This window comes from Paenibacillus sp. FSL R10-2778, assembly GCF_038593035.1.
GTDB lineage: Bacteria > Bacillota > Bacilli > Paenibacillales > Paenibacillaceae > Paenibacillus_AQ > Paenibacillus_AQ odorifer.
The window spans coordinates 3,011,855-3,024,150 of the sequence record NZ_CP151956.1; the positions used below are offsets into that span (position 1 = coordinate 3,011,855).

The 12,296-nt window shown below is 45.3% G+C and carries 12 protein-coding genes; 10 read left to right on the forward strand and 2 right to left on the reverse strand.

Features of this window, described 5'->3' with window-relative positions:
* Positions 1–15 precede the first annotated feature (15 nt).
* From NST40_RS13310 to coaD, 7 genes are all read left to right on the forward strand, one after another.
* A complete protein-coding gene (locus NST40_RS13310) occupies positions 16–837 on the forward strand; it encodes a hypothetical protein (protein WP_342410784.1) in 822 nt (273 codons plus the stop codon).
* Positions 838–884: 47 nt separating this feature from the next.
* Positions 885–1,394 (forward strand): helix-turn-helix transcriptional regulator, encoded by a 510-nt coding sequence (locus NST40_RS13315; protein WP_342410785.1) that lies wholly within the window; start codon positions 885–887, stop codon positions 1,392–1,394.
* A 178-nt stretch (positions 1,395–1,572) separates the two neighbouring features.
* Positions 1,573–2,247, forward strand: a complete 675-nt coding sequence (locus tag NST40_RS13320) for an HK97 family phage prohead protease (protein ID WP_342410786.1) — start codon at positions 1,573–1,575, stop codon at positions 2,245–2,247.
* Positions 2,244–3,383: a phage major capsid protein gene (locus NST40_RS13325; RefSeq protein WP_342410787.1), complete on the forward strand. Its 1,140-nt coding sequence runs from the start codon at positions 2,244–2,246 to the stop codon at positions 3,381–3,383. Before NST40_RS13320 ends, NST40_RS13325 begins: the two co-directional genes overlap by 4 nt.
* A 218-nt stretch (positions 3,384–3,601) precedes the next feature.
* Complete coding sequence (locus tag NST40_RS13330) at positions 3,602–5,581, forward strand: phage tail spike protein (RefSeq protein ID WP_342410788.1); 1,980 nt, start codon at positions 3,602–3,604, stop codon at positions 5,579–5,581.
* 765 nt (positions 5,582–6,346) lie between these two features.
* A complete protein-coding gene (gene rsmD / locus NST40_RS13335; protein ID WP_341171721.1) occupies positions 6,347–6,955 on the forward strand; it encodes a 16S rRNA (guanine(966)-N(2))-methyltransferase RsmD in 609 nt (202 codons plus the stop codon).
* Entirely contained in the window at positions 6,939–7,451 is a 513-nt protein-coding gene (gene coaD, locus NST40_RS13340) for a pantetheine-phosphate adenylyltransferase (RefSeq protein WP_076126111.1), read from the forward strand. Before rsmD ends, coaD begins: the two co-directional genes overlap by 17 nt.
* Here coaD and NST40_RS13345 read toward each other — a convergent pair.
* Entirely contained in the window at positions 7,429–8,655 is a 1,227-nt protein-coding gene (locus tag NST40_RS13345) for a nucleoside recognition domain-containing protein (RefSeq protein WP_342410789.1), read from the reverse strand. The genes coaD and NST40_RS13345 overlap by 23 nt on opposite strands.
* Before the next feature lie 152 nt (positions 8,656–8,807).
* Here NST40_RS13345 and NST40_RS13350 point away from each other — a divergent pair, with 152 nt between their 5' ends.
* Positions 8,808–9,845 (forward strand): SepM family pheromone-processing serine protease, encoded by a 1,038-nt coding sequence (locus NST40_RS13350; protein WP_342410790.1) that lies wholly within the window; start codon positions 8,808–8,810, stop codon positions 9,843–9,845.
* On the opposite strand, the gene NST40_RS13355 is transcribed toward NST40_RS13350, so the two are convergent.
* A complete protein-coding gene (locus tag NST40_RS13355) occupies positions 9,835–11,073 on the reverse strand; it encodes a nucleotidyltransferase (RefSeq protein ID WP_342410791.1) in 1,239 nt (412 codons plus the stop codon). The genes NST40_RS13350 and NST40_RS13355 overlap by 11 nt on opposite strands.
* A 209-nt stretch (positions 11,074–11,282) precedes the next feature.
* On the opposite strand from NST40_RS13355, the gene NST40_RS13360 reads away from it, so the two are divergent.
* Both NST40_RS13360 and rpmF read left to right on the forward strand, forming a co-directional pair.
* Positions 11,283–11,795: a DUF177 domain-containing protein gene (locus NST40_RS13360; RefSeq protein ID WP_036686482.1), complete on the forward strand. Its 513-nt coding sequence runs from the start codon at positions 11,283–11,285 to the stop codon at positions 11,793–11,795.
* 69 nt (positions 11,796–11,864) lie between these two features.
* Positions 11,865–12,038, forward strand: a complete 174-nt coding sequence (gene rpmF / locus NST40_RS13365) for a 50S ribosomal protein L32 (protein ID WP_019911234.1) — start codon at positions 11,865–11,867, stop codon at positions 12,036–12,038.
* Positions 12,039–12,296 lie beyond the last annotated feature (258 nt).

Consider the following 12,296-nt stretch of genomic DNA (forward strand, 5'->3'; position numbering starts at 1 on the left):
GATCAGTAACTACATGTGAATATGTACTGTGTTATTCAAAAAGTAGCGACCAAAAAGGCTAATCCTTACGGTTGCTATAAGGAACTACTCGCTGACAAAACAACTATGACGATTGGTTCTGTAACCCGTATCAAATACGGATACAAGTACAGCAGGGAACGCTTCGAGAGACCTATCAAGGATGCTTACAGGATCAGCATTCACCAGAGCTACAGAGAAGGCGGCAAGATTAAGAAGAAACAGTGGGTTATCTGCACAATGAGTTACTATACTCTGCTGGACTCATGGCCTGGTGATTGCATCAGAAAGAGTGTCCTTGAAACGAAGCTTTTAGAAATGGGAATCACCGAAAAAGAACTTTGGGAACTAGTATACGAGAAGCTAGATCCTATCATTGCACAGGTTAAAGCTGAATTCGAGAAAACGGAAGAATATCAGGCGAAGATGCTTCAGAAAAAGCAAATGAAAGCTTGGTTATTCAGGAAAACGTTATTTGAGAAATCGCATGGTGTTGATGCCTATGAATTCTGCTATGACTTCTTTAATAACCTCATGGATTTCGATTATGAGAGAGAACTGGAACTTGCTTTTGAGGAGAAGAAACGGAAAGAACGTGAACAGAACGAGCAGAAATATAGTAACTACGGCGGTAACCACGATCACAGTCAATATAGAAGTTACTTCGCTCCTTCACATAGTAACTACACGGATAAAGAGAAGATCATGCTTAAGAAGATTTATCGGCAACTCTCCAAGGCTTTCCATCCAGATATAACGCAAGATGATGGCGAGATCATGAAGCTAATAAACAAGCTTAAGGAAGGTTGGGGGATATGAATTTCTCTCAAACTACCTCAAACACATCGAGAAAGAAGGGCTAACCTATGAAAATTGCAATATTACCAGCCAGCAACGCCATTACACTGAATAGAAATTCAACCAGAGAGGATCGTTCCAAGTATTTAGCCCGGCTAGCGGTGTCTAATAATCGGCACATGATTACCCTGCGGGAAGCGCGAGAAAATGTACGGGTTACAACGAAGAAGGCGGCTGAAGCTGCGGGTATTACGGAAAGGACATTAAAGAAATGGGAGATTGATTGTGGGAGAGCCAATACGTTTGCAATAGATCGCCTTTGTAGATATTACGGAATTTCAATGGATCATGTTCATCCCGGCAAGGAAGCTGACCTATTGGCGGCAAGGAGAGCGGTAAGCACATCGGATAGGCAGGTTATTAAATTAGAGGACGTTCTTGTAGCATTGAAGAAGATGGGCCGTGACACGATCGCGCTTGAGAGTTTCCTCGAAGAATTAGACAAAAGTTGGGAAGCTGAAACGAAAAACGCCCTCGCTATTGGAGTAGCGAAGGCGCTTGAAACATCTGTTATGTAATTACCACTGACGTAATTATACTGCATTTACTTAATGGAATGCAACTACTAATTTTCACTATAAATGCAAGGAGGAGTTTCTGTGATTAAATCCAGTGTGGTTGAAAGGGCACGATCGCCCACGCGTTGCGGCGATTGAAATATGGCGTATTAGTCTTAACAGAAAGAGAGGATAACCATTGAATAAAGCTATATATGGCATGGCTATGCCATTTAACGATTTTTATGCAGATATAGATTCGAAGAAGAACACCTATTCGGTGAATCGAACTAATAAGGCTGCTGTCTATTTTGATAGCAAGGTTGGTATCACTCTGAACCATGACTATAACCAAGTTTTCGGAACTACCGAAGACGGGTTACAGATTCAATTGGCTGATGCTGGTGTGTTCTTCAAACTTACTCCAAATAGTCCGCTAGGCTGGAGTGTTTATAAGAAGGTTAAGCGTGCAGCACTCAGACATTGTAGTATTTCATTCCGGAAGATCCTCACTGAGCAGAATGCCTCTGAAGAGAAGGTCTGTTCTGAGATCTTCCGCTCGGCTGGATATACCGATGAGGTAACTTTCCACGATCTGAAGAAGATTATCGTTCATGAGATTTGTCTTACAAATGGACCAGCTAATGAACTGACATATTGCACTACAAGCATGGAAGATCCAAGGCTTAAGGATCTTAGCTGGGATAATGTCCCGCCCATGCCGGAAGCTTTGATTTTGCCTAGCGAACGTCCGAGATTTGACCGTGAAATATGGCTGGCTGAAGAATTAGTATCTATTTCCACAGATATTAAAGATTTTAAGAAAGAATTAGAGAAAGCAATACAACCGAACTCTAGGAGGAAATGCGAATGACCACAACATTATTTGACTTGAAAAACAATGTGATTAGTATCGGCAATGAGCTTCTTGCCGTAAAGCAAGAGAAAATAGCGGAAGCTTCTAAGGATGATGCTAGTCCAGAGACAATCAAGCAGCTTGAATTGAAAGAAACTAATCTCCAAGCGCGATTTGATGTCTTCAAGAATGAATATGAGGCGATGAACGCGGAACAAATGGCTTCTATGAGTCCCAATAATAGAAGATTTAACGATCAATATAGTGATCCAAAGTTACACATACAAAGTGCTAAAGCTGCATTTATCCGTGCAGTTGCAAGAGGGGCTAGCGTAACAACAGGAGTTTCGGCAGCATTAGGTGATGATAATTCATCTGGTGGCGAAAGAATCCTTCCCAAAACCATGTCTAACGAGTTGCTGCATGAGCCGTTCATCAAAAACCCCCTGAGAGAGGTTTCAACCATTACAAGCATTACGAACCTTGAGATCCCTAAAGTGACTTTCACGCTAGATGATGATGATTTTATTGATGATACTGAAACAGCCAAGGAACTAGAGGCTGAAGGAGACGTTGTTAAATTCGGTCGCCATAAATTCAAGGTGTTTGCACCAGTGTCTGAAACGATTCTAGCAGCTTCAGACATTAACCTTGTACAGACGGTAGATCAAGCACTGCAGAGTGGTTTAGCTGCGAAAGAGAAAAAAGTTGCGTTTGCTGTTTCCCCTAAAGCTGGGGAAGAACACATGTCTTTTTATTCTACACAAAACGCAATAATCGAAGTCAACGGAATCTCTCTTTATAAAGCGATCAAAGCGGCAATTGCAGCACTCCCTGAATATTTCCGCGAGAATGCATCTGTGGTTATGCGATATGAAGATTATCTCGATATTATCGAAATCTTATCGAACGGAAGCACTACTCTATTTGATGCCCAGCCTGAGCAGATCCTTGGTAAACCAGTAGAATTCAGCGATTTAGCCATTAATCCAATCATTGGAGATTTCAGCTATTCTCACTTTAACTACGATCCACAGATTATATATGACCGTGACAAGGATGTGAGAACGGGGGTATGGGATTTCGTTCTAACTGCCTGGTTTGATCATCAAATTAAACTTAAATCTGCATTCCGTATTGCAAAAGCACAGTAACAATTAGGTAGGGGAGTACATTCCTTCGAGTATTTTACTTTCGAGACCGTACGCCAGTCTTGTGTATGAAATTTAGGTTTTTTGAATCAGGGGCCTTGGCGTAGGCTCTTGGAGTAAATGGTAAGGGGGGGTCAAAATCCTTTGGACATTTTGAATTGGAGACCGTGCGCCCTCTTCCTTAACACGAAGTCGAGTTTCTATAAGAGGGGGATAATATAATGCCAAATGCACCAGTAACAATTTATGACGCTCAAATGCGCCGAGTAGCTTGGCTTGAGAATGCGTTTAACATCGAATATAGCATGCCGCTTAACTCATTATGGACAGCTGCCTTTAGCTTGCCGGGAGATGATCCTAAGAACGCCGAGTGTAAGCCGTTTTATTTCGTAGAGCTATATGACAATAATGAGCGAGTGGAGTTATTCCGCATCGTTCCAAATACCATGAACCGGAACCAGAGTGGACCAGTCATCAAATACGAGTGTGAGCATGTGCTTGCCACGTTGCTGAATGATGTTTTATTTCAGTCTCATACAGTCGGCAATCTAGGAGTTTATACAGACCAAGTAATTCAATACATTCTTTCGAAGCAAGTTGTGCCCCGCTGGAAGCTCGGGACGGTCGGATTCAGAAGACAGTTCGAATATAACTGGGAGAATGACACGCTTCTCGGTGCGGTTTTCAGTGTACCTAAACCGTTTGATTCAGAGTATCAGTGGACTTGGGACACTACATCATTTCCGTGGACACTGAACCTTGTGGAGCCAGATGAAGAGGTTACGGCTTACATCCGGTACGGTGTTAACATGACCGAAATTGAGAAGGTAGTGGATCCGACAAATCTATGTACTCGGCTGTATGGTCTCGGCTTCGGCGAAGGTGTTAATCAACTGACATTCGCAGATATCAACGGCGGGTTACCTTATATAGAAGATGCAGCAGCTCAAGCTGAGCACGGTATACTTTCATCCATCTTTGTAGATAGACGCTTTGAATATGCAGAGACACTGCTTGCACGATGTCAGACGCTACTTAATGAGCTTAAGGTGCCACGTATCTCCTACAGTGTTGGAGCTTCTGAAATCCACCGACTGACTGGACAGCAGATATATAAGTTTAAGACTGGGGCGCGAATCAGGGTGAAGGATGATGAACTGGGAGAGGACTTTATTGCACGGGTTGTTAATGTTGATAAAGGGGATATGCTCGGCGCACCGGGAGACGTTCAAATTGAGATTGCGAATCGGACAGAGGATATAGCGGGAAGCATAGCGGACTTACAGAGCAGGCAACACATTAATGATTCTTATGCTCAAGGAGCTACAAATTTAGATACACGGGATTTTGCGGATAATGCAGATCCTACGCACCCAGCTATTATAAAGTTCTATGTACCGGAGGAGACCGCACGGATCAACAAGGTAATGTTGTCGTTTCAGGTAGAGGCGTTTCGGGCTTATAGTAAGGCAATAGCCTCAGCCCCGTCAGTGTCTTCCGGTCCAAGCAGCACACAAACGGCGGGACCAAGTAGCAGACAAACAGCTGGGCCGAGTTCAAGGGAGACAGCGGGACCTAGTAGTAGGGATACAGCAGGTCCGAGTACAAGAGATACCTCTGGTCCAAGCAGTTCTAACACGACAGGACCAACAAATATATCAGGATCAACTCAAACTGAGGGGATATACTTTGGTTCAGGTGGTCATAACCACGGTATTCCAGAGGGAACAGTATTCAAGGATATTAACGGCGTGCCAAGAACGTGGGTTCCCTCGGGGAATCACAACCATCCAATCTCTTTAGCTAGCCATGAACATGCAATGGACCATACTCACAGCATGGATCACACACACGATATGGATCACACTCATGACATGGATCATACCCACGATATGAGTCATACCCATAACATGGAGCATACACACCAGATTCCAGCTCATACGCATGGTATCGAGTATGGGATTTATGCGGGACCAGTACCAACGTCTTTAACAATAACAGTAGATGGAAATGTTATCCCATTTAACGAGACCAGCGGGGAAGAAATTGATATCATTCCTTATCTCAGCAAGGATGGAAGCGGAAAGGTAGAACGAGGAAAATTCCACGAATTAAAGATAGCCCCAAACAGTCTGGGGCGTATAGCAGCTACTGTAGTTTCTCAGATATTTGTGGCTTCGAGAGGTGGAGGAAGCTACTAATACGCTGTAATGGAACTTATAATTTCATAACTATATGAATTACCAATAACGCTCACGTTAATTGAAGGTGTTAATCACCTCTATTCGTGGGCGTTTTGTTATGTTATTAAGGCTAAAGTAAAGGAGCTGATCGTCAAATTGACGACTTGCTAATACTCTGCTAAGTGGAGGATGTGGAGGTACTCATCAATTTGATGCCACCCTATTCAATGTGTAGAGATTTTTGTGAAATTAGCAGAACTATAAATGTCTAAAAATGAAATAGCCCCCCTACCTTCAAAGTTAAAACGAGAGGCACAGGGGACCGCGCCCCCAGTTTCGTTTTCGGCGTATGACCATTTCATATATGAGGGGGGGTGTCGTGAAAAATGGTGCCCAGTTGGTGCCCAAAATAGTTTTTTAGAGATTTGATTACAAAGGAGAATTCAATAAAACCGTTGATATATAAGGGTTTAGACAAAAATAATCGGAGCCCTATTTCTAGGGCTCCTTTCATGGGAGAGGAGAAACCGGACGAAGAGCTTATGGGGAAACGTAAGCCTGCTCCGCGGTTGTCTACGACATTTGTGGTGTCGATAATTACATGATGTCCCTGGAAGTCCAATCTTATACATTAAGATGACTTATTTCTCTGAATAAGCTGTTTCGCCTTCTTATTTCATATCTAGACAAATTTTTTATTTCATCGCGCAAATGTGTTACGATAGGCGTGGACTTATGCCTTTTTGGGCATAACAAACAGAGATATAGAGCGGGTGAATAACAGTGAGAGTGGTATCGGGAAGTGCAAAAGGAAGGCCACTGAAGAGTGTTCCGGGAAGTGGGACAAGGCCTACGACCGATAAGGTGAAGGAAGCTGTATTTAGCATGGTAGGCCCATATTTCGAAGGTGGAGCGGTGCTGGATTTATTCGCCGGTACTGGCGGTTTGGGGATCGAAGCCTTAAGCAGAGGGATGGAAAGTGGCGTATTTGTTGATATGGATCCTAAAAGTATCGACACGATACGCGCCAATCTGAAGGCTACTAAGCTGGAAGAACAAGCGCAGGTGTACCGTAATGAAGCTGGTAGAGCGCTAAGTGCGTTGGAGAAGCGGGGGAAAATTTTTGATTTGGTCTTTTTAGATCCTCCCTATCGCTTGAAGCACGGGGATGAGCTTATGCTTATGATGGTCGAAAAAGGAATGCTGCAAGAGGACGCAATTATTGTTCTGGAGCATGAATCAAGTTATGCCTATCCTGAAGAGATTCCAGGATTTTATAGGCTGCGTCAGGCCGTATACGGAGAAACGACAATTTCTATTTACCAGTATGAAACTAATCCTGCAGAGGAAAGTGAAGCTGGTGAGGAGGTAGAGAATGAGTCAGCAAATTAGAAAAGAACGTGTTGCCATTTATCCAGGTACCTTTGATCCCGTGACTATGGGACATATGGATATTATTCGGCGCGCATCCAAGCAATTCGACCGTTTGATTGTAACGGTGCTTAATAATTTGAGTAAAAACCCGCTGTTTACTGTTGATGAACGGACAGAGCTATTAAGACAGGCGACCGCTGATATTCCCAATGTGGAAATTGACAGCTTCCGTGATCTGTTAGTGAATTATGTTCGTCAAAAAGATGCTCAAGTCATTGTTCGGGGTATCCGTACCGTTACTGACTTTGAATATGAGCTGCAAAACGCATCGATCAACCATAGCCTGGATCCCGATGCAGAAACGATTTTTATGATGACTAATCCGAAATATTCGTACTTAAGTTCCAGCGTTGTTAAAGAAATCGCCCACTTCGGCGGGAATGTGACTGATTTTGTGACGCCTGAGGTTGAACAAGCGATGAAGCGTAAATTTAACCGAGCCGATGGCGAATAGTACTTACTAGATACGTTCCAGCAGATAATCCCAACAGGATGATGAGCAGAAGGGCTTGCAGACTTAGCAGCTGTGGAAAAGAGCTCCATATGTCCGTTACATTAAGGGTGCCGCTTGGAGTCGGGCGTGAGTCTGCAAGTGCTGGTAAAGCAGCTTTAGGGATAACCAGCAATGGTTTCCAGAGCAATAAAGTTAACAGAAAAGCATAAAGTCCATGCATCAGACGAACCGTAGCGTAGGGTAGAAATCTGACTCTGGCTTGTTTGAGCATGGTCAGCACCTGTAGTTGCGCACAGAGTCCGCTCCAGCCCAGTGCAGCAGACAGCAAAGCTATCCCAAACATACTAGAGGGACCTGTTCCTATGCTTGCTAGCCCTTTGCTGATTGCGTCGGCGCCTAAATGAATTTCCAGCAAGCTTGCTGGCAGAGCAGGTGGCAATGCGGGAAGTACAGTAGTGATGATATTGATGACTACAGCGAACATAATCATGTAACCGCCCACGACCATCAGACTTTGCACGGCATTAGCGACGGACTCGCCGAGAAGCTTGCCGAAGCTGCGTCCGTCTTTTGCTCTGGCATCTGTTGCTGCAAGCTGAACGCGACTATATAAAGAAGGCTGTTTGGTGTCCGTGGAGATCTTATCAACTGGTTTCGTGTTCGCTGACCGCCCCTTTAATAGAGCATCGGTGTAGCTGGCTAGAAGTCCAGAGATCCAGTGGATGGTTAGCAGGAAATAACCTGCTGAAGTACTGTGTAGAAAAGCTATGCCAATTACTATAAGCATGGTTACCGGGCTGGCGAAGTGTGTAAGTGCGGCAAGTCGGGCGGCTTCCTTGTCAGAAATGCTGTTCTGCTTGTGTAGCTGCATGACCCCTCCAGCTCCACCGGGGAATCCGGCTGTGATTCCGAGTGCCAAGGTCCAGCCGCTGGCACCGGGCAGACGAAAGACCTTTTTCATCAATGGCTCCAGAAGCACTCCAAAACCATGCACGAAACCCGAGGCGGTAAGCATCTCTGACAGCATCAGGAAGGGGAGCAGGGCAGGAAATACGAGTGTCCACCAAAGCTTCAATCCTTGGAGTGAAGCCTCAAAGGAGCTCTCCGGTGAGATAATAATTGCAATGGCTGTCAGGATTGCCATAATCCCGGGTATAAATGGTGTGGAGCGTGTAGCAAGTCGGCGTATTTGAATATTTTTCATTTCTCAGATCACCTCTTCATAACTTAAGGCATGGACGATGTGTTATCAATTTATGCAGAGTAGACAACCATCATGCCAAACCACTAGTCGAAGCGGTAATGAAGTTCAATCATTCATATCCTAAAAGTGCCGCGGGAAAGAAGGGAAGAGCAGTGAAGCAACTGAAGCATCGGCCGGGTTTCCGCGCCACAGCTTATCTGTTTACGTTTGTAGTAATCGTGTATGTATTTGTCTTTATGAACACCCCGTACATCGTATATCAGCCAGGCAGTGCATCTGAAGTTGCCCCTATGATTAAGGTAGAGAATGCCGATCCGGCTGAAGAAGGAACGTTTATGATGACTACGGTGTCTGCTAGTTATGCTAATGTGGCCTTATTGGTCGCCTCTGCTTTTAATTCCAATTCAGAGGTTGTGCGAAAAGAAACCCGGCTAGGGGATAAATCAGAAGACGAATATGCTGCAGAGCAGGTTTATTATATGAATAGCTCACAGTCTTATTCTGTTCAGGCCGCTTATCATGCAGCGGGAATTCCATATGAGGATGTAGTGGATTATCTCTACGTCTTTTCGGTTCCTGTAGAAAGTAATAAAGGACAATTTCTGCCGGGTGACAAAATCATTAGTGTAGAGGAACAAAAAGTGCCCGATCCTGAAGCACTGTCTAAACTGCTCTCCTCTAAAAAAATCGGAGATCAAGTCGCTGTTGTTTTGCAAAGAAATGGCAAGGAAGTACAAGAACAAGTGACGCTGGTTGAAATAAAGGATAAAGAGGGCGCTGCCGTTCGACCTGGTTTTGGAGTCACTATTGCCGCCGTTCAAAAAGTAAAACCAAAAGAAGCAGGGAAAGCTGTCAGCTTTGTAGATACAAATGTTGGCGGACCTTCGGCAGGGCTAATGTTCACCATGGAAATTTACAATCGCCTTACTTCTGGTGATTTAACTAAAGGCCATAGGGTTGCAGGGACGGGTACGATTAACGCTGAGGGTGTAGTTGGTGCTATCGGTGGAGTGAAACACAAGATCGTGGCTGCGGACCGAGAAGGGGCGGAGATTTTTTTCGTGCCTGTTAAGAATTATGACGAAGCCAAAGCAAAAGCTGATAAAATCGGCACATCTATGAAGCTGGTGCCTGTATCTACGCTGGATGAGGCACTGAAGTATATGGTGGAACTGCCGGTCAAACCATGACCGGAGGTTCCAAATAATCGCGGTACATATCATTTCTGCGTGGTTCCTTAAAAGCTCCCGCGAAAGCGGAAGCGGCTTGAAGATCTCGCTCAAGCTGCGGATGGGAACAAAGGGACGGGCGCATGACGATGGGCAACGTAGCTTTTTGTTTCATCTCTTTAAGCAGTGCTCGTCCGCTTTCTCTAAAACCAAGAATACGAATATATCCGGGCCCCTCTGCTAGTATGGAAGGGGTCATTTCTTTTTTAGAATGATTTAACAGAACATGTAGCAGCAGACGCTGTAACCGTGTATGCGTGTAGCGCTTGCTCTTAAGGGCGTGAAGCAGGCCTGAAACAGAGAATTGCTCCAACTCAGGCGAAAGCCGCAGTATTCGATTCTCCAAGCCTTCATTCATATCATGGATCGCGTGTAACTCGGCCGCAGTATGGGTGGTCAGCAGATGGCGGAGCGGGATACTGAAGCTCTCCAAGCTCAGAGGGCCCCTTCCGGCTGCATGCTCTCTTTCCAAAATGGACACGCTATAATCCGGCATATAAGCAGCGGGAGATCCGCCTTCTTGCAGCAGCTTGCGGATGGCCGTCGCACTTGCAATAGAAGAGTCGGCTTGTAATGGGTCATGGAAGCCTGCTGCTGTGCGCGGAATGGTTAGTGGCATTATCTTGCTGTGCAGCCGCTGCAAGGCGATAAGATAATGCAGGCCAAGGCTGTTATTCGGCTGGCGCAGCAGCTCGCCTGCATCTCCGGGACTCTCCGTTTCCGGGAGAGTCCCTTCAAAGGCCACCGCCGCCGCTGCGCTGTACGCGGCGGGGAAGCTCGCTCCGAGCGCCATGCGGCGGCGGATCTCGCTCTGAAGCTCGCTGCTTTCCTCAGCCAGATATCTGGCCAGCGGGAGCAGCGAGCCCAAAGTGCCGGCTTCTGAGCCGAAGCACAAGCTGTCCACGACCCCGGTCGCTTCCAGCAGTGCAACTGCTCCGAACGCGAACCACTCGGCTGGCTGGACGGCATAAGCCACCGGCAGCTCAATGACGAGGTCGGCGCCCATATGCAGCGCCATCTCTGTCCGGGCTTGCTTGCTTACCGCCGCCGGCTCGCCGCGCTGGGTAAAGGGACCACTCATGACGACGATGGTGCGCTCTGCGCCGGAAAGTCTTTTGGCTTCCGTGAAGTGATGCACATGTCCGTTATGTAAAGGATTGTATTCTGCGATGATTCCAACCGTTGTCACTGTGGCTTCCCTCCGATAAGTAAGGTATATTTATTGAGTTTAGTAGGGTAGATTTCTAGAGATACTGTTAGCACAAGCTGATCTTTTGATTTACACTAATAGTTATATCATAATTCACCGCATTTTCTGAAACAATATAAAGGGAAAATGGTTGACAAAGGTATAGAATACTAGGTATAATAAATTTTGTTTGTTTGGGAGTGATAAGTATGCAGATTCACTTTCGCAAATTAGCGAATGCCGACGAACCGTTACATATTCACGATGTTGTGGATGTCAGCGAGGTAGTCAAAGGGCGCAAGGATATTCTAACTGTTGCTCCGCTCTCAGTAGACCTTAAAGCGCTGCCCGCGGGAACCGATTGTGTGAACGTGGTGGGGAAACTGAGTGGAGATGTGGACATGTTATGTTCACGTTGTCTCACGGAGGTCAAAAGTGATTTGAACATTCCTTTTGCTGAGACTTTCAAGTGGCTTAAGCAGCCAGTTCTTCCAGATGATGACGAAGATGAGGATCTCATTTACGTCAAGGATGAGGTTGTGGATCTTATCCCGTATGTGGAAGAAAATTTCGTACTGCACTTACCGGATTCGGTATTGTGCAAGGCAGACTGTCTTGGTCTTTGTCAGAAATGCGGACAGAACTTGAACGAAGGCACCTGCAGTTGCGACAACACAGTGATCGATCCTCGACTCGCTGGGTTGAAAGACTTTTTCAAATGAAACATTACAACAAAACACATCCTGCTCTGAGGAGCAGGCTGACAGAAATATCACGAGGAGGTGGAACACATGGCAGTACCACAACGTAGAACGTCTAAAACACGCCGTGACAAACGTCGCACCCACTTTAAGTTGGTTGTGCCGGGCATGGTGAAATGTGAACAATGCGGAGAGTTGAAACTAGCTCACCACGTATGCAAAGTTTGCGGAACTTACAAAGCAAGAGAAATCATCAAACAATAGTTTCAAAAATAAGTAGTGCTTCACTTCGGTGAGGTACTATTTTTTTGTCCAAATTTAATAAAGATAAGGTTTGCACCTATACTTTATGTTCCGCTCAGAAGTCAATGCTTTATTTTTGGTGCGGCATGCTTTATACTACATATTAGTACCTGGTTCTAAAAAATATTTATGATTGTTTGACCTAATATAACAGCGGCCATTCAAGCGGCCGGATGCTTTCTTTAAAATATAAGGAAGTATAAGTTATGCACCTATACT